Source organism: Paenibacillus sp. UNC217MF (assembly GCF_000686865.1).
Classification (GTDB): Bacteria; Bacillota; Bacilli; order Paenibacillales; family Paenibacillaceae; genus Paenibacillus_B; species Paenibacillus_B suaedae.
Window position 1 is genome coordinate 545,213 of the sequence record NZ_KK366027.1, and the last position, 18,491, is coordinate 563,703.

General features: G+C 48.6%; 22 protein-coding genes. 2 read left to right on the top strand and 20 right to left on the bottom strand.

The genetic code is table 11. The features are described from left to right. Positions 1-533: 533 nt before the first annotated feature. The 20 genes from BP95_RS0118470 to BP95_RS0118570 form a co-directional block, all read right to left on the bottom strand. Positions 534-821, bottom strand: a complete 288-nt coding sequence (locus BP95_RS0118470) for a hypothetical protein (RefSeq protein WP_028532960.1) — start codon at positions 819-821, stop codon at positions 534-536. 4 nt (positions 822-825) lie between these two features. Then, entirely contained in the window at positions 826-1,902 is a 1,077-nt protein-coding gene (locus BP95_RS0118475; protein ID WP_021255538.1) for a DMT family transporter, read from the bottom strand. Positions 1,903-2,051: 149 nt separating this feature from the next. Beyond that, a complete protein-coding gene (locus BP95_RS0118480; protein WP_021255537.1) occupies positions 2,052-2,807 on the bottom strand; it encodes a response regulator transcription factor in 756 nt (251 codons plus the stop codon). 4 nt (positions 2,808-2,811) lie between these two features. Next, positions 2,812-3,990 carry a histidine kinase gene (locus BP95_RS0118485; protein ID WP_028532962.1) on the bottom strand — a complete coding sequence of 393 codons (1,179 nt, stop codon included), beginning with the start codon at positions 3,988-3,990 and terminating at the stop codon, positions 2,812-2,814. Positions 3,991-4,231: 241 nt separating this feature from the next. Further along, positions 4,232-4,513 (bottom strand): BMC domain-containing protein, encoded by a 282-nt coding sequence (locus BP95_RS0118495; RefSeq protein ID WP_021255535.1) that lies wholly within the window; start codon positions 4,511-4,513, stop codon positions 4,232-4,234. Positions 4,514-4,609: 96 nt separating this feature from the next. Then, a complete protein-coding gene (locus tag BP95_RS0118500) occupies positions 4,610-4,891 on the bottom strand; it encodes a BMC domain-containing protein (RefSeq protein WP_019419483.1) in 282 nt (93 codons plus the stop codon). Between the two features lie 12 nt (positions 4,892-4,903). Next, on the bottom strand, positions 4,904-5,551 hold the full coding sequence (locus tag BP95_RS0118505) for a phosphate propanoyltransferase (protein WP_028532964.1): 648 nt from the start codon (positions 5,549-5,551) through the stop codon (positions 4,904-4,906). Beyond that, positions 5,551-7,023 carry an acetaldehyde dehydrogenase (acetylating) gene (locus BP95_RS30870; protein ID WP_081819923.1) on the bottom strand — a complete coding sequence of 491 codons (1,473 nt, stop codon included), beginning with the start codon at positions 7,021-7,023 and terminating at the stop codon, positions 5,551-5,553. Before BP95_RS30870 ends, BP95_RS0118505 begins: the two co-directional genes overlap by 1 nt. Positions 7,024-7,050: 27 nt before the next feature. Beyond that, on the bottom strand, positions 7,051-7,806 hold the full coding sequence (locus tag BP95_RS34305) for a BMC domain-containing protein (RefSeq protein ID WP_419181940.1): 756 nt from the start codon (positions 7,804-7,806) through the stop codon (positions 7,051-7,053). A 77-nt stretch (positions 7,807-7,883) separates the two neighbouring features. Beyond that, positions 7,884-8,540, bottom strand: coding sequence for a cupin domain-containing protein (locus BP95_RS0118520; RefSeq protein WP_028532966.1), 657 nt, complete (start codon positions 8,538-8,540; stop codon positions 7,884-7,886). A 302-nt stretch (positions 8,541-8,842) separates the two neighbouring features. Next, positions 8,843-9,106, bottom strand: coding sequence for a EutN/CcmL family microcompartment protein (locus BP95_RS0118525; protein WP_028532967.1), 264 nt, complete (start codon positions 9,104-9,106; stop codon positions 8,843-8,845). Beyond that, positions 9,093-9,413 (bottom strand): bacterial microcompartment protein, encoded by a 321-nt coding sequence (locus tag BP95_RS0118530; RefSeq protein WP_028532968.1) that lies wholly within the window; start codon positions 9,411-9,413, stop codon positions 9,093-9,095. Before BP95_RS0118530 ends, BP95_RS0118525 begins: the two co-directional genes overlap by 14 nt. Further along, positions 9,414-10,253 (bottom strand): ethanolamine utilization protein EutJ, encoded by an 840-nt coding sequence (eutJ, locus tag BP95_RS0118535; RefSeq protein WP_021255528.1) that lies wholly within the window; start codon positions 10,251-10,253, stop codon positions 9,414-9,416. After that, positions 10,211-10,915: an ethanolamine utilization cobalamin adenosyltransferase gene (locus BP95_RS0118540; RefSeq protein WP_028532969.1), complete on the bottom strand. Its 705-nt coding sequence runs from the start codon at positions 10,913-10,915 to the stop codon at positions 10,211-10,213. Before BP95_RS0118540 ends, eutJ begins: the two co-directional genes overlap by 43 nt. A gap of 72 nt (positions 10,916-10,987) precedes the next feature. After that, positions 10,988-11,341 (bottom strand): ethanolamine utilization microcompartment protein EutS, encoded by a 354-nt coding sequence (eutS, locus tag BP95_RS0118545; protein ID WP_028532970.1) that lies wholly within the window; start codon positions 11,339-11,341, stop codon positions 10,988-10,990. A gap of 84 nt (positions 11,342-11,425) precedes the next feature. Beyond that, positions 11,426-12,388, bottom strand: a complete 963-nt coding sequence (gene cutD, locus BP95_RS0118550) for a choline TMA-lyase-activating enzyme (RefSeq protein WP_028532971.1) — start codon at positions 12,386-12,388, stop codon at positions 11,426-11,428. Between the two features lie 87 nt (positions 12,389-12,475). After that, positions 12,476-15,034, bottom strand: a complete 2,559-nt coding sequence (cutC, locus tag BP95_RS0118555; protein ID WP_231515143.1) for a choline trimethylamine-lyase — start codon at positions 15,032-15,034, stop codon at positions 12,476-12,478. Between the two features lie 33 nt (positions 15,035-15,067). Continuing rightward, the gene (locus BP95_RS0118560) at positions 15,068-16,210 is read right to left on the bottom strand and encodes a 1-propanol dehydrogenase PduQ (protein WP_036667273.1); all 1,143 of its coding nucleotides are present in this window, start codon (positions 16,208-16,210) and stop codon (positions 15,068-15,070) included. 36 nt (positions 16,211-16,246) lie between these two features. Beyond that, positions 16,247-16,540, bottom strand: coding sequence for a BMC domain-containing protein (locus tag BP95_RS0118565; RefSeq protein ID WP_028532974.1), 294 nt, complete (start codon positions 16,538-16,540; stop codon positions 16,247-16,249). A gap of 23 nt (positions 16,541-16,563) precedes the next feature. After that, a complete protein-coding gene (locus BP95_RS0118570; RefSeq protein WP_028532975.1) occupies positions 16,564-16,860 on the bottom strand; it encodes a BMC domain-containing protein in 297 nt (98 codons plus the stop codon). A 315-nt stretch (positions 16,861-17,175) separates the two neighbouring features. Here BP95_RS0118570 and BP95_RS0118575 point away from each other — a divergent pair, with 315 nt between their 5' ends. Both BP95_RS0118575 and BP95_RS34310 read left to right on the top strand, forming a co-directional pair. Then, on the top strand, positions 17,176-18,123 hold the full coding sequence (locus BP95_RS0118575) for a choline kinase family protein (protein WP_036667395.1): 948 nt from the start codon (positions 17,176-17,178) through the stop codon (positions 18,121-18,123). A 218-nt stretch (positions 18,124-18,341) separates the two neighbouring features. Then, positions 18,342-18,464, top strand: coding sequence for a hypothetical protein (locus tag BP95_RS34310; protein ID WP_260612126.1), 123 nt, complete (start codon positions 18,342-18,344; stop codon positions 18,462-18,464). Positions 18,465-18,491 lie beyond the last annotated feature (27 nt).

An 18,491-nucleotide genomic window follows, 5' to 3' on the forward strand; every position in this document is an offset into this window, starting at 1 on the left:
TATAGAGCCCAGAGTATGAGATCAGCGCGACAACGCCGCTTTCAATATTGGTTTGTAAGTCATGGTGAGGTTTCCGTACCAACGATTGAACCGTTTCTTGAAGTTATTTGACCTATCTTTTAAGAAATTTCAATTTTAATTTCAACCGAAATACTATCATTCACCGCTTTCATTATTTTATGTTATTACGTAATTACGTTTTATTTTATCATGAGTATGTCCAGTTGTATATAATTCCCTTCCCTTACCCTTCAAGAAAAAAAAGATTGGCCAAAGTGAATTGGTCAAATCTTTTGTGTAAGTTAAACTATTCTGCTCGTTATCTTAATGAAGTATCGTCAGTCTATCGCTTTATTTTTTAGTCTAGAACTTTATTTTCTTCTGACATCTGGAAGAATGGTCGCCCATCTGATAACTTCAATTTCGTATTTGAAAAATGGACAACAAACATAAAGAACTCCCGCGGTATAGTATTTCACGGGAGTTCGTCTTCAATCTGAGCCCGGCCTTAGGCCTAGTTGTGTGAAATTGTTTTATTTTTGCGTCCACTTTTTAGGCAAATATTTATTGATCGTATGAATTCCCTCATCGTTGATTGCATAGTACATACATAATTCCCCGTTAGCATCCAGCTCGTAATGAACCTCGTCAATCAGTCCGTTAGCCTGCAAGGACAGCATATGATCCAGAAAGTTTGCTCTTGTAAATTGACGTTCTCCACCATATTCGCTTTTCAATGCGTCCATTGCATCATCAATATTTGCTTGCTGCACAGTGGACATGAAAAGCAGCACCCGGGAGCGAATCGGCAACAATGGCATTTGCTTACGCCTCCTTCTTCTTGAACAGATCCATTGGATTCATCGAAACTAAAAGCGCTCCAAGTGTAATAATAACTGCGCCGGCAATTATTGTAGGAGTCAACGAACTTCCGAGGAAGATAGCGGCAAAGACAACCCCCCACAGTACATAGGTAATGTTGAGCGACATTCCGACGGCAACGCCAACCATACTATTGGCCATATACCACGTCAGGAAAGAGATTGCCGTAAACAGGGCTGCAGCCGCAATAATGAGCATAGGCGATACAGAGCCAAGTACGGAAGTAAAGAGATCTGTCGCGCTGAAGATAGGTATCAGCACAGCAATATATACGAGTCCGGAAACGCCCTCGCGAATGGTAATGGCGATATTGGAATCAAGCATAGACATCCCGAAAGTAGCAAATACGCCTTCCAATCCCCAGCCAAGCGCGGCCACCAGAGCAAAAATAATGCCTAGTGTGAAATTATCCACGCCACCTTCAGGCTTGACATAAGAAATGAGCGCAGCTCCGATAACACAGATGAACATGCCGACGGCCACCCGTTTATCAATCTTCTGCTTCAGGAACATTCGCGCGAAAATAGCACCAAACATCGGACAAAGCGCCGAAATAGGAATAGCCGCCGCTCCAGCCATATCAATTCCAACCAGATAGGCCCCGTTGGCGATTGGACCGCCAAACACCGCGGCAATTGCGACCATCAACCCTGGTATTGTTACCAGACTGCGGCCAATTTCTTTGATCATCCCATTCTTGAAGTTCCAAATCAGTAGCCAGATCGCCGCCAAAGCATCGTTGATCGCCGATGCCACTATAGGCGCAGCAAACGCTCCTACGACCCCCAGAAAAGGCTCCTTCATCATAGCCAGGGCAACGACGGTACTGTAAAGGCCGAACGTTAACCCGGAAATCAGTCCGTAAGCGATTCCATTTCTTCGGAAACGACTGTTCATCTTTTGTTTCAGCATGCCGGCCGAAGCCACTGCTTCCTTCATCATCCATACACCTCTGTTAAGTAGATTTGTCTTCGTAGATGTATCTTCATTGTAAAGCAATGCGGCCATTTCGCCTGTCACTAACCGTACCTCTTATTTGGACTTCCTGAATCACTTTTTTCTTCAATCTGGTACTTTTCGTACTTTTAGGACGACATCTTTAAATAAAAAAACTCCCGCCCGACATTAGTCGGACGGGAGTTTCCTTGATTCTATCTATTAAAGCGTCTTCACACTCGAGCTAGAACACTTTTTTTGTATTCCTTCGGTGTCATTTTCATTTGCTTATAGAAAACCCGGTTGAAATAAGACGGATCGGTAAAGCCGCATTCTGTGGAGATGCGATAGGCGGGATACCCGGTAGTCTCAAGCAGCTTGCAGGCATGTGCAATCTTGAGCTTGTTCACATAATCCGTATATGTAACGCCGAGCTCTCTTTTGAATATGCGGCTAAAATATTGAGCATTCATGTACACATGACTCGCCACCATTTGCAGGGTCAGCTTATCTTTGTAATTCTGCTGAATATAATCGACGGCTTCTTGAATAAAGCGCTGAAATTCTTGAGCGGATTCTATCAGATAAGTTTCTGTTACACCATCTTCTTCTGATTGAGCGGCCCTCTCCAGCCCCTTACGAATCAATTGCCGCAATTTGTCCGGCTTGACAGGCTTAAGCAGATATTCGTGTACCTGCAGACTGATTGCCGCCTGTGCATAGGAGAAATCCGAGCTGGCCGACAAAATCGTCACGGAGGCATTGGGGAGAAAGCGGCGAATTTCCTGCAATGAGGATATTCCGTCCATTTCAGGCAGCATGATATCCATAAAAATAATATCCGGCCGATATTGTTTGGCGAGCTTAATCGCTTGCATACCCGTATCGCAAATAAGCAGCTTATCTTCAGCACCCAGAATTTCCTGCGCGATGGATTGAAGAAACTCCAGTTCTATCGGTTCATCTTCAACAAACATAACTACGCTCATTGCATCACCTCGCAATTGGTTGGGTGGGGATGCGGATGTTAACCGTGCTCCCGCTATAATCCGATTTCACAATCGATAACCCATACTCTTCTCCGAAATAACGCTTCAAACGGCTGTCGGTACTCCGGAAGCCAACACCGATTTTGCTGTCCGGCTGATGAATGAGCTTGAGTACCTCCGGTGAGAACCCGTTACCGTTGTCTATTACAGAAATGGTGATATCATTTCTGTACTTTTCGGCAATCAGACGAATGGTTCCCCCGTCACGCTTAGGGGTAATCCCATGTATGACTGCGTTTTCCACAATAGGCTGAATCACCAAATTCGGAATACGATAAGCCTTTAATTCATTCGGAACAATGATTTCATACTGCAGGCGATTTTTGAAGCGCGCCTTTTGTATATACAAATACTTCTCAATATTATCCAATTCGGATGCGATGGTATGAAACTGATCATCCTGCTTCACATTGTATCGCAGCAAGTCGGACAGGCAATAGATCAATTCCTCCGTCGTATGGGAGTGTTCGAAATAGGCGATGCGGGCAATGGAATTTAAAGTATTGAACAGAAAATGTGGATTGATGACAAGAGACATGTTTTTTGCTTCTAAGTCAATCACTTTCTTCTCCAGTATTTCCTTTTCCGCAGACAGTCGATTGATAATCCCTGTGTTGTCCTGCGCGCTTTCGGCGATGTCGAGCGCAATATTCCTTGCAATATGATGGCACAGCTGCTCGTGAATATCTGCTTTATCCTTGTCAATGGTTGGAAAAGCTGATATCGCCTTCGCGACAACTTCCAAATCCAGCCCCTTCATTTCAGCCAATTCCGCCGTGTTAATCAGATACTTCTGATATTCCCTCTCCTGGGAATACGCTTGCATCCCCGATATGAAGCCAACAACTTCATCTTTGACCATAATAGGCAGCAAAATGTTCTCCAGGCCGTAACAGCAAACAAATCGCCCCTGCTCGCCGGTATTAAAGCGCTTCAAATAATCTGCACAAGGTCGCGTAGGATTCTCCCAACAAAAATGCCTGCAGAAATCAGGTGACGGATTGAACTCTAGCAAAACGTCTCCATTGTGATCGTGCAGCAGCAGCGAGAACTTGGAAAGAGACAGGATGCCGCTGTATCGTGCGTATACTTTGGTTGCGATCGGACTATCGGTTTTCAGCATAATCTCGTTGCACCCTTTCACCGATAATGAACGGGAAAATAGACGTTACATGCTAAATTTTTCACAATATAATATCTCTATTATAACAATTTACAAACTGTTTGGAAATAGTACATCCCCCTTCCTCAAAGCTCTATTTATAGAAATACACCACTTCGACAAGCGGATTGTTACAGACAAATATAAAAAGACCAAAACCCGTTTTACCGAGTTTTGGCCCTTTGCAGAACATCGATATAAATTATAGCTTAGCAGCGGGAAGAATAATTTCCACTTCACTGTGAGGACGAGGAATCACATGTACGGATATCAGTTCCCCTACACGCTGTGCGGCTGCGGCACCAGCGTCCGTTGCCGCTTTTACTGCTCCTACATCGCCTCGTACCATTACGGTGACAAGCCCGCCGCCTACCATCTCTTTGCCAATCAGGGTGACGTTGGCTGCTTTGACCATAGCGTCCGCTGCTTCGATAGAACCTACCAAACCTTTTGTTTCAATTAAACCCAATGCTTCCGATTTCATGTTACATTCCTCCTAAAAGTTTTGTGAGAATAAAGCGCTAGCTCACCGAGCAAAACTTGCTTCGGAAGCTTAGGCTTATATATATGATTTATTGAATTATGCCTTAGTAGACGGAAGGATGTTCTCCACTTCACTGTGGGGACGAGGAATCACATGTACCGATACGAGTTCCCCTACATTCTTCGCAGCGGCGGCCCCAGCATCCGTTGCTGCCTTCACAGCGCCTACATCGCCCCGTACCATTACGGTAACAAGGCCTCCACCTGCCATCTCTTTGCCAATCAAGGTAACATTGGCAGCTTTGACCATAGCGTCCGCTGCTTCGATAGAACCTACCAAACCTTTTGTTTCAACCAAACCAAGAGCTTCCGATCTCATGTTCATTTCCTCCTAGCGATTTTTTATGATTTTGACCACAGACGCCGATGTCAGATCCATCGCGTTGGCCTCTTCAACGTCAATATGACAGTCGAGAGCAGCGTCACTGCTAACTCGGATTGCGACCTGATTGTATTCTCCGCCCCGGAGACCATCAAATTGAATGCTGACCATTTCTCCGTCGGTTACGCCGAAGAAAAGGGCATCATTAGGCGTCATATGAATGTGGCGCTGTGCAACCATCAAGCCGCAAGTAATATATACGCTTCCCTTGGAACCGACCAATGTGACGCCAGGTGTGCCTTCAATCTCCCCGGATAAGCGCACTGGAGCTTTCACGCCGAGCTTAAAGCAGTCTCCCCGCATAATTTCTACCTGAGTCTGTTTCCGCACTGGACCGAGAACCCGCACTTTTTCAATCGCTCCCTTGGGACCGCAGACCGTAACAGTCTCATTACATGCATACTGTCCAGGTTGGGACAAATCACGCATTTTGGATAGCGTATATCCGGATCCGAAGAGCGTCTCCACATCAGCTTGAGAAAGATGCACATGGCGATTCGAAATCCCTAAAGGGATGGAGCGCGGCTCCTCCCCCGCCTTGCCGGCACCGGATACCACCTCCATCAATAATGAAAGTACTTGATCATAGCTCCCCACTAGCAGTCACCGCTTTTCTGCAAAATAGACATCAGCTCATCGACCAGATTCAACAGCATTGCATCCTCCTGTTGCTTCGGCTGTTGCGGGGAGGGAGCAGAATAATGTTTTTGTGCTGTACAGTCCTTAATGCCATAAGCCACACGCTTGATATTAATCAAGTGCTGTGGTCCTACATTATCTGAAGTGGCGCTGCCCCCCCAGGTACCACATCCCAAAGTGAAGGCCGGGGCAAGCCCGGTGCTTGCGCCCACGCCGCCCTGAGTGGAGCCCGTATTCACCAAAATGCGGAATACAGGTTTTTGTGCAAATTCCATGACCATATCGTGATTCTGAGTATGGATGGAGAAGCTATGTCCAATTCCTCCATTACGCAGCAGCCCAACACTTAGATCGCAAGCCTCATGCCAGTCCTGTACGGTGTAAAACGCCAATACGGTAGTAAGCTTTTCATAGGACAGCGGGAATTTCTCTCCCACGCCCTGCTGTTCACCTAACAGCACCTTGACCCCTGCAGGAATTTGAATGCCGGCCGCTTCTGCAATCACCTGAGGTGAACGTCCCACCAGTCTTGAATTCATGGCATGGCCTTTTACAAACAGCTTTGCTGCGACTTTAGCAGTTTCCTCCTGATTCATAAAGTAACCGCCCTGACGCTCAAACTCCGCGATTACCTGAGAACGGATACATTCTTCCACGATAACAGCCTGTTCAGATGCGCAGATTGTTCCGTAATCGAAGGTTTTGCTGGCTATGATATTCGCTACTGCTTTTGGAATATCAGCGGTGCGCTCTATATAGGCCGGTACATTACCCGGCCCCACACCCAGCGCCGGTTTACCCGCACTATAGGCAGATTTCACCATCGCCGAGCCGCCTGTGGCGATAATCATGGCGATTTCCTCACACTTCATCAGTTCCTGTGTCGCCGGCATAGAAGGCATGGCAACGCAGCCAATGATTCCTTCGGGAGCCCCTGCCTCAACAGCGGCTGCATGCATGAGTTCGGCGGCCCGCATAATGGATTTCTTTGCCGATGGATGCGGCGAAAAGATGATTCCATTACGAGCCTTTATTGCAATAATCGATTTGAAAATCGTAGTGGATGTCGGATTTGTTGATGGAATAATACCCATGAGCAGTCCGACAGGCTCCGCAATCTCTATTAATTGATTTGTCTTGTCCTCGCGGATAACCCCAATCGTTTTCGTATCCCGAATGGATTCATACAGCTCCGTGGAAGCCAGACGGTTTTTGAAGATCTTATCCTCAATCTTGCCAAATCCTGTTTCCTCCACTGCTAGCGCAGCCAGTTCGGCGGCGTTAACCTCCGCTATCCGCACCATGTTTTGTACAATTCTGTCAATCTGTTCAGCATCGTACCCGGCAAGGATATCGGCGGCTGCTTTTCCTGTACGAGCCAAATCCCGCGTTTCCTGAATCGATTGCAAATCATAATCATAATTTTCCAAGTGAAACATCCTCCTCTCGCTTACTGTTTACTGTTGATAATAATGGCGGAACCGCTTGAGCAGTTTCACCTTGTTTGCCTTGGAAATCGTCGTCATGCTCATCCCATACGCAGGGCCGTACTCTCTGGCCAGTCCGCGCAGCTTCACGGCTGTCATCGTTTCCAGCAGCTCCATTGCTTTGTCAAGCCCTGCTTCCTTTACCTGCACGTCAATCTGGTGTTTGAATGGATTGTCCAGCACTGCCTGCTCTCCATCTACCGGATCTTGATTGTCTGTTTCTGGACTGACGTCTTTAGACGCACGAGCCTGAGCGGGATCGGCTGTTAGTACAGGGAAGTCTTCATCACCACCGGTATTGAATGAGACTTCGGGCGCTGCTTCCAGTGGAACTTTAGGAGCCGTGTCTAGTGGAATATTGGGCGCATCGCCCAGTTGAACATCAGACGCTGTGTAACGTTTCGAGGTCTGCTCCGACGTTTGCTCGGGCTGCTGTTCTGGATACTGTTCCGCCGCCTGAATATGCTGTACTGGCAGCGCCTGCTCGTCCTTCTCCTTGGTAAAATTCGAAACGCTGCGCCGGCCGATGATGCTCGCTATGTCGTTGTGGGGTCTTGGAATAACATGTCGGCTGATAAGAACATCACTGCCCAATTGTTGCGCCGCGGAGGCACCTGCTTCCACGGATGCTTGAACAGCGCCGACATCGCCGGTTACCGCGATCGTCACTAGCCCGCCACCCACATTGCACTTTTCTATCAGTTCTACCTGAGCTGATTTGAGCATGATATCCAGACATTCAATCGCCGGAAGAAGTCCCCGCGTTTCAATTAATCCAAGCGCCTGCATGCTATCACCTCCAATTACTGTGGCTTCCGATCAGGACCGCCCGCCGGGTAAGTCATATAAAACATCCTTGCGCAGTTCGACGATCCCTTGGTCACTTTCACTCCTTTGGGGATGAAGAGTACATCTCCCTCATGAGCGGTGAAGGTTCTCTCGTTCAAAGTGACGTCGAGCGTGCCTTCCATCACGATATAAGTTTCTTCGTGGGCCGTCTCCTGCTCGAAGCAACCATGATCGACAGTCATAAACCCTGCGCTCATGGAACAATCCGGCTTCCCGATTACCTCTTGACGGTATACCTTGGCACCAGATGTTCCCGTATCGTAAGCTTCCATTTTTACCGTTCGGCCCCGTACAAGTTTTAAGCCCGTCGGATCCGTCTCCGCCTGATAAGGTGGATCAAGAGTCATCCCCAACAGCTTTTCAACCATTCCTTTTTCCGATAACATCTTGAAAAATTTGAAAATGGCATTCATGTCGAGATCATCCTGAGTTTCGCTGTCTGCGGCCTCGGAACTCAAAGTGCCACATGTCTCATCGGTAAACTCCAGCCCCAGCTCCCTTGCCTTATCATGGGCTGCCGGTGTCACAATCGTGTTTCGGTCAATGCAGCACCGCTTCTGTCCGGAAGCCACCCATTCTTCCACATCCGCAGCGCATATCAGTTTTTTCACAGTTCTCGCCCCCTTTCGAATTATAAGTAAGTGTTCAATAAGTCAAACTTTCAGCACCGAAGCTTATGCTTCCGATGTGCGTTTTTTCAAAACGCTTCAGTTGGATGAAGCTAGGACCTGAGGAGCGGAGCGTACGTTTTGGGTACGTGAGCACCTGAAATGTTTCCGCAGGAAACATGCTTCGGAAGCTTCTACCTAGGCCCGGCTGAATTCAAGATTCGATGTCGAATATGCATTCAGTGTTTCTTCGTGATCAAAGGGGGACTTTTTGAACAACCTCTATAAGATTTCTGTTCGATTATTTATTCGAACATGCAGTCCGCGTCGATGATGCCTACGACGACGGCATCTACAGGAACATCGTCTGTATGCAGCATTTTGCGGGCCGAAGAGCCGGTGCAGACAATCACTCGATCGCCTATGCCAGCGCCGATCGTATCGACTACGATCAAGCGGTGCCCGTCGTCGCTTCCTCCTATCACCTCGGCCAGCATCAGTTTCATTCCCACAAGGGAATCTGCTTTACGGGTAGACCAGATATTGTGAATCAATTCAGCGGCAATCATAGCAGTCCGTCCTCTCCGCTTTTCCGCTTCTCTGCTTAATCTCGGCGATGGCGTCCTCCACAGAAACCGTGTCACCAAAAATAGCGAGAAGAATCATGTTCTGCGGGCAGCTGCCGCGAATATCCTCCACTGTCACACCCACCACTTTTTCAGCTACATCAGCGGCCCATACCATGTCAATCAGCCTTCCCTGCACCAGACCGACCGCGTCGCATTGGGGAACTTCCCGGCTACTGGGCGCTCCTCTGCGACGAAGCAAAATGTCCAGCGTCCCCTTGGATGGAGATTTGATAATCCGAAATTCCACTTACATCGCCTCCCGCGTGCAATTCAGAGCAATGCCCAGTGGCGTGACAAACAGTGGGTTGCTAGGCTTATAGGTAGCAATGCCAGTCCTCTGCTCAATGATCGTCTCCATACCGGTCAAGCAGCAAGTTCCGCCTACCAAGTACAATTCCTTGACTTCATGGCCCACCACATGGCGGTTGATGATAGAGGAAACCTTATCAATAACCGGCCGAAGCAGCGGCAGCAATTCTTGGTGATGGGCAGGGTCGCGCTTAAAGCAGTCCGCTTCAGAAAAACTCATCTGGTATGCCCCGGCAACCACCAAAGAAAAATGGGTGCCTCCCGTTGCTTCGTCTGCGACATAGACAACCTTGCCATCCTTCAGAATCGAAATGCCAGTCGTTCCGCCGCCAATGTCTACAATGGCTCCGTTGGATATTTGCAGCACGGCATTAGCCGCCGTAGGTTCATCCAGCAAAGCCGTAACTTCAAAACCCGCACCTTGGATCACATGCTTGATGGCGCCAGCATCCAGTAAATCGGTACCCGGTGGAATCGCCGAAGCTGCATATTCAAGTTCTGTACCCAATTGCTGCTCCAACTGTGTTTTAAGCTCCCTCACGATCTGAATCGCTCCAAGGTAGTCCACGACCATTCCGTCGCGGACGACATCGGCGTAACGGTAAGCTCCCGCCACCGGCTTCCGAGAGTCATCCAACACCGTAAGCACCACACAGGCCGTTCCCAGATCCACACCGGTATAGTAGAACGAAGACCGTCCTGGAATCGGCTTCTGGATGACCGTTTCAAATTGCTTTACGAGTTGATCGCAGTATGCAAAGGGTTTTGTCTCTGGCATGTTCCACCTCCTGTAGTTCTGCAAATAAGCGAGCTCAATTCATTAATCATAAAGTTGATTCCAGCAACAATAGGTTCCTCCGGCTTTTCTTGAGGGCTGCCTGCTGCGGCTTCCAACATCCCAAACCCAAGCTCCCGCAAAGCGCATCGCAGACGGTGGAGCAACGCAATTTCTCTGCCTTTCTCCAATTGAATGTGAAACTCGGTTACCTCAAAGCAATCTCCTGCATCATCAAAAAGACCATCGGCTGTAATACCGGTACAACCCTGGAAAGATAAGTCGGCAGTGGATGTGCCGCCTCCTTCCCTTTTATGAAGGGCCGAAAACTGCCTTGACAGCTCTAGCACCTTCTGGGCCAGAAGCACATCCCGCTCCAGCAGCTCCTGCCCGGTTAACAAGAACAGGGCTGAGACGGATTGCATCTGACAGCGCAGCTTTCCACGCCGCCAATCCGGCTTTTTCGCCTGTCGCTCTGGATTCGGTAGTGGCTCTTGCTTTTGTTCTTGATTTTGCTCTTGCGTACCATAGGAAAGTGTGATCTGGCGATCCGTCAAAAACTGGCGCGCTTCCGGCGTCAATCGGCTTCCATGCTCCACCATATATGAAGTAAAAGGCTCTAACCTGTACATATTGCGCAATTCCATTTCGGTAATAAATTTCATGGTATCAACTCCACTCTTATTACCCGAACAAATAACGTTTCAATTCCCCGATAACCAGCAATATACGTTTTTTCATGTCCGTGTAACTTCCGCCGTCGTAAAACCAAGACAATCGCCCAACGTCTCAATGATGGCCCGCAGCGCCGTTTCCACACTGGCTATATCTCCGGTGAGAAGCACCGAACCAGCAAAGCGATCCAGAAAGCCGATTTTCACATCTGCCACCTTGGTCGCGATATCGGCGGCTATAATGGAGGTTTCGCTGGGCGACAGTGTTAATATGCCAATAGCCCCCGCTTCATCGATGCCCAGTCTTTCATACATGTCAGGCACAGGTGAAGCAATCATATGGGCCAGCGTCACTTGTTTGCCCGGCACCGACTCCTGAATGATCCGCCCGAGATCCGGCCCAGCAGGCTGCTGCATCAAAGACCTCGCCTCCTCCTAAAAGTATTGCGAGCTTGTAAAACGGTAGCTTTATCGAATAAAACTGGGTTTGAAAGCATGCACTTAATGTTTGATAACCCGTACCGGGAAATCGTATTGGCTGATTTGTCGCTCAATACGCTCCAGATCGGCTTCATTAAGGCTTAAATCACGTTCAACGGCGTAAACCATATCCAATTGCCTGTATTTGTTAATGCCCAGCTTGTGATAAGGGAGCAAATCGATGCCTTTAAAATTCTGGTATTCCTTATAGGGAAGCAGAAACTCTACCGTTTTGCGGATGGTCTCCTCATCATCATTGAGCCCCTTCATTAGCGGCATCCGCACCTCCACGTTATGTTTGCGGGTGATCAGTTCCCGCAAATTTTCGAGAATGCGCTCGTTGCGTACACCCGTCAGTTGATAATGGCGATCCGCATCCATATGTTTCAGATCGTATAAGATCAGATCGGTAAATTCGGCCATGGCCAAAATCGCTTCCGGTTTGGTATGCCCAGAGGTTTCAATGGCCGTATGGATTCCGGAGCGCTTGCATTCTTTGAGCAAATTGACCGCAAACTCGGACTGCGCACATACTTCGCCGCCGCCCAACGTGACGCCGCCGCCGGACGTCGTGTAGAACAGCATATCCTGCTCTACAATTTCCACAATTTCCGATACCGTCATATTCATCCCGACGATTGAGAGCGCCCGTGCGGGACAAACCTTCTCACATTCCCGGCAGCCCATGCACTCGATCTTCCGGTCCACCACATGCTGCGGCTTGGACGGCTCCTGTGAGCCGGAAGTGTCCACACGGTGGATTCCCCGGGGACACGCCGCAACACATGCGCCGCAATCGTTGCACAAATCCCGCTGGTACATCACCTGATATTTCTTTTCCAAACCCTCCGGGTTCGCACACCACTGACAGCGCAGGGGACATCCCTTGAAGAAAACAAGCGTCCGGATACCGGGGCCGTCGTATATGGAATATTTTTGAATATTGAAAATACGTGCCTGCCTTTCCGGCATACCTGAATCCATAGCTGTGGCTCCTTCCTTTCCGCATATCTAAATGCCAGAATGTCCCTTCCCTGACGTACAGCGCCAGAGAAGAGGCACGGGGCTATTTTAGAAATGCTCAATCATCGTTCTGCTGATGATCTCATCCTGCACTTCTTTACACAATTCCACGAAGTACGCGCTATAGCCAGCGACCCGAATAATCAAATCGCGGTATTGATCAGGATTTTGCTGCGCTTTAATCAGCGTTTCATTATCCACATAACTGAACTGCATTTGGCCGTTTCCGAGAATGGAGGCTGTTCTGAGCAGATTAATCAGTCCGTTCTCCCCTTCAGGTGTTTCCAGCAACCCACGCAATAGCTTGAAGTTATGCACCATACCAATATTCATGGCCTCGACATCTATCTTGCTAATCGATTTGATGATAGCCGTCGGGCCCTTCTTGTCATGCCCCTGAGTCGGGCTGATACCGTCGGACAGCGGCAGCCAAGCCTTGCGCCCATTGGCGGTAGCACCTGTCATCTCGCCGAAAGGCGTATTGTTCGAAATCGAAAGCGTACCATGGCTGAAGGTAGAGTACAGCGTTTTAAATTTGCGGTGATAGTTCTCCGTCCACCCCGTGATATCGGCGGCAATGCGATCGGCATAATCGTCGTCGTTGCCGAATTTTGGCGCATCCAGACAATCCCTGTGGATCTGCTCATAACCTTCGAAATCAGCCAGCAACGCGTCACGGATTTGCTCGAGCGAATATTTTTTGTCATCGTAAACCAGCTTCTTGATGGCAGCCATCGAATCGGCGTAAGTTGCCAGACCGGACCAGATCAAGCCAGGTCCCCAGTTATACATGGCTCCGCCAGCGGAAACGTCTCGGCCGCTCTCCATTGTGCCTTCATACATGATCGACATAAGCGGCTTCGGCGCATAATCGCGGTGTACGCGCTGGCTGATTACGGTACCGACTGCGGAAAGCTCGGTGATGTATTCTACCTGCTTCTTCACCGCTGCTTCAAATGCTTCATAGGTCTTGAAGTTGCTCAAATCGCCCATGTCCAATCCCGGATTGCTTCCGTGCCAGAGCATTTTGCCACGATTAAGGACGAACTCAATGGCAATCGGCCACTGGGTGTATCCAGTGGAGGTCCACTGATACAAGCGTCCGGATTTTTGCGGCTCCACACAGCCCATCAGACAGTAATCGCGGGCATCTTCGATACTGCAGCCCTTCATCAGCATCATCTTGATGTGGGAATCATCGAAATGGCAGGCCGGGAAGCCCAATCCCGCACGGACGACATCCACAATCTTCTTCAAATATTTCTGAGGAGAACTATTGTGGATACGGCAAGCGAGCGAAGGCTGATAAACGCCGACATGACGTACTGCATCCATGAGCAGATAAGTCAAGTCGTTGGTGGCGTCGCCGCCCTCTCGTTTTTGCCCGCCGACACACATATTGACGAACGGCTGGTAGCCGGCAAAAAACTTGGAGCCACCCGCGCTGGAAACCCACATCATTTCCGAGCATTTGATTAAGAAACAGCCTGCAATCTCGAAAGCTTCAAACTCTGTCAGACGGCCAGCTTTTCTGTCCGCCTCATAGAAAGGATACATATATTGATCCACACGACCGACAGACATGCCTGTCTGATTTTCTTCCACCACAAGCAGAGATTCTACGGTCCAGACCGATTGCACTGCCTCATGGAATGTAGTCGGCGCATGAGCCGGCACGCGAGCGTTGATCTCGCCGATTTTTTGCAGCTCAGCCTTGCGCTTCGGATCTGTTTCTTTAGCAGCCAACTGGTATGCGTAGTCAGACATCCGTTTGGCATACGCCATTACGCCTTCGGTCGTATCTAACACGGATTTATAGTAATAGATTTTGTCGATGTCTTCCGGGTTTTGCATGGACAGCTTCGCAAGATGCTCCTTGGCTTCCCGCTGGATATCCAGCATCCCTTTCTTCATTAGAATGACATCGTAGCCGGGGTTGGAGTCTCCGCCGCCGTTAATCTGATGATAGGAAAGATCGCTGACGAATGCTTCGCCGGAAAACTCCCAAAGACCAGCATCGCGGTATTGCTGCTCACATATTTCATCCACCGATTTGCCTTCCCAGAACGGGAAGAGCTCCTCGCGCATGATTCGCTTGTCTTCCTCAGAGATATAGAATGGATCCTGAGGACGGTTGTGAATGGTGTCGAGCTCATCCCGGGTCCAGCGCCAAGCAATGTCAGGCGAGAAGGCGCCCGCGCGCGGCGCGCCGCAAGGATGACCAACGATCAACTCGTTGTCCTGGATGAGCAGCGGAGCCTCTTCACATGCTTTGCGGAAAGCCTTGGCACGCAGCATGATCGATGGCAGACCTGGATTTTCCTTGTATACCTGAGTAAAGGCTCTGGCACGGAAGGTTGTAATGCTTGGCGTAGCGGTCAAATAATGTTCTTTCAAAGCCCGCAAACGCTCGGTCATTCCTTCCGGGTATGCGCATTCTTCCTTATGAAGCTTACCGAGGCTGTTTTCGACCTGCGACTGAGCTCCCTTATCTGATAGCCCCTTAGAAATTCCTTGGAACAGCTTCATGATCGCTGCTCGTTCTTGAGGAGCCATGGCTTTCGTAGCTTCGGCGAATTTGCTTGAAAACTCATGAATATCCAACATATTTCCCTCGCAATCTTGTAAGTTTTATATTATTTAAAAGCTTTTACGGAAAATGTACTCCAACTCTTCCTCCGTTGGCTGACGAGGATTGGTTGGCGTACAGCGGTCAGCCATTGCGGTCCGCGCCATGCGGGACAGCGCCTCATCAAAAGCATCCTGGTCAACGCCAAGCTCACGAATTCCGTTTTCGATACCGATAGATCGTTTCAGCTTTCCAATCGCCTGGATCAGACTTACGGTTCCTTCACGGGCGGTTCGGGCCGGCAAGTGCAGCAGTGAAGCAAGCCTAGCATAGCGTTCACAAACCCTATCTATCGTTTTTCCGCCCAAGTTGGCGTTATACTCCATTACCGCCTCTAATAGCAGGGAGTTCACCCGCCCGTGAGCAATGTGAAACGTTCCGCCAAAGGCGTGGGACATACTGTGAATGATACCTAGACCAGCGTTAGTAAACGCCATTCCCACCATACAGGACGCATTCTGCACCCGATCCCGCGCCTCTGCATCTGCCGGATCATGGTAAAGCGTTTCCAGATGAGCAAATACCAATTGGACGGCTTTTTCAGCTAAGGCATCGGTAAAGTCGGTCGCTTTGGTGGAGACATAAGCCTCCAGCGCATGGGTAAGAACGTCCATTCCGGTGTCCACCACGATTTTGTTTGGCAATTGCTTGGTAAGGGTGGAATCGAGAATCGCGATGTCCGGTGCGATAAAATTGTCCACGATAACCATTTTGTCTCCGCCCGCCGTAATCACCGAAAAGTCTGTCACTTCTGATCCGGTGCCGCTGGTGGAAGGAATGGCGACAAACGATGGTTTGACAAAAGGCTCGTCTTTCTCTAACGCATATTGCCGGGCGAAGTACAGAACACCCTTCGCTGTATCAATGACAGAGCCGCCGCCCAGCGCCAGCAACACATTAGCGCCACTTTCCCAATACACTTGAAGCGCTTCGGCTACAATACTCACACTTGGATCGGGCTTCACACCGGTATACACTGCCGAGGAAATTCCACCGCTTTGCAGCAGTTCAACCACCTGACCGAGATATCCCATCTTCTCCATCATCTGATCGGATACGATGAAGGCTTTCTTGCCTTGAATTTCCGCCAGATTCTGCAGTGACTGTTCGCCTGAATATACCTTCGATTTCATAACAAAGATTTCGTTTATCACGGCCACCTCCCTTGAATTTCTGTCGATAATCTGTCCCTAAGCAGGAAGGGCATAGCGGACAATGATCTTTTCAATGTCTGGGTGTGGATTAGGAATAACGTTTGAGCTGTACACCTCAGTCCCCATCGCCTGTACTGCGGCGACGCCAGCATCTACTGCAGCCCTTACAGCCCCTACATCTCCGCGAACAAGGACAGATATGTAACCGGACGCCACGTTTTCATAACCGATCAAATCTACATTGGCCGCTTTACACATAGCATCCGCCGCTTCCATGACGAATACAATTCCAAAGGTTTCAATGAAACCCAGTGCATCATGCTTGCTCATGAACCTCTCTCCCTCCCCGGCAATTATGCGTTTATAGAATGCGCTTTCACAATTCCTGCAATAGAACTGAGCGGACGCGGCATCACATTATGGGCAGTGACTTTGCCAATCTTTCCTGCCGCTTCAGCGCCTGCCTCTACTGCCGAACGAACCGCTGCAACATCACCTTTTACCATTATCGTTACGAGTGTGGAACCAACATTCTCATAGGATACTAGAACAACATCTGCTGCTTTAAGCATAGCGTCCGCTGCTTGGATGGCAGGAACCATGCCCAATGTTTCCACAAGCCCGAGAGCTTCTTCTCCCCGGTACTCCATTCGAATCTCACCTCACATGGGTCATTTTTATTTGTGAAATCGCTGTAATCGTAGATATTTAACTCTTACTAGCAGGTTAACATGGTTCTCCCCGTGATTATGGAGGATTCGGTAGCTGATTTTAGGATTCTAATGCCCCCTTTACCGACAATCTGGTACAAAAACGTCTTTCTTGCACGACAAGTACCAGAACGTCCTCAAGCGTGTCTATCTCATTGAATTACTTCTCCTATCTTGCTATAATTGTGGAAAAATCTGTGCGGCGAATGTATACATTGTTAAAGCATGTATATGGAATGCCGAGAAAAGGCCATCATGAAACCTCTAAACGACTTTTTATCCAAACAAATGAATATGGAAGACCTAGTGCAGCAAAAACTCCGTCTTTTTTTTGAAGATGAGCGTATTGTTTTTGACAAATCTCGTTTTGCGGGCGGGTTGACCAATTATAACTACATTATGAATATCCACGGAACGGAGTATGTGATTCGCAAGCCCGGTAACCTGACTGATCAAATGATCGATCGCAGGATAGAGCGTGTGAACAACGGCATCGCTTCGGAATTTGGCGTAAATTCAGAATGTATATATTTTGATGAGGAAAGCGGTATTAAGATCAGCAAATATATTCCCAATAGCAAAACGCTTGCCGCGGCAGGACCCTTGGCTTCGCCAAGCTTGCAGGCCGTTCCCTCTTTACTGAAGAAAATTCACGGTAGTCCCAAGCACTTCCCGAACAAGTTTGATTGGCTCAGTGAACTTGCCAAATATGAAACCATTGTCACGCAGATCAACGGTGAATTGTTTTTTGATTACGCAACCTTAAAAGAGCAATTGCTTCGTTTCATGCAGAACCATCTCAAAAATGTCCTTTCCGTCCCTTGCCATAATGATACGGTTCCGGAGAATTTTCTCGTAGATGGGGACGGCAGTGTCTATTTGATAGATTGGGAATATTCCGGAATGAATGATCCAGCCTTTGATATTGCTGCATATATCATCGAATCGCGTTTGACAGAAGAGGCGATTGAGCAACTGTTTGAAGCCTATTACGGCAATACGTTTACAGAGGATGATCTGATGAAGGTCAAATGCTATATGATGGCCCAAGATTTGTTATGGACGGTATGGGCCCTGCTGCGCCATTATACAGGGGATGATTACCTGGATTACTGCTCACTGCGCTATAACCGCCTGCGTCGGAATATTCAAATATTAAGCACACAACCGGATTATCCTATTGCCGACATGGTGATGCGCTAGCACTAACGGTCGCTTGCGCTGTAATGAAAAACCTTTGGAGATTAATCCAGTCTCTTTAAAAACGTTTGACTGGTCAGATACTATAAAAAAAACCTGTACTTTCTTATCTAAAAAGATAAAAAAGTACAGGTTTTTGTAATTTAGTAGGATGGAATGGAGACCATCTGAAGGGTTTGGTCTGAGCGCAGCCTACATAGATTCTGAAGGAACATAAGGATATGCAAGCCATTGGTTTGGCTGAGGACGGTCAGAAGGACATTACATTGTGTAAGAAACTTAGCCTGCAAGTCGTGCTGTTGGAGCCGGATATGCGCGACAAAAAAGAAAAGCCCGATGAATGAACCATTCATCGGGCTACATCGTGTAAA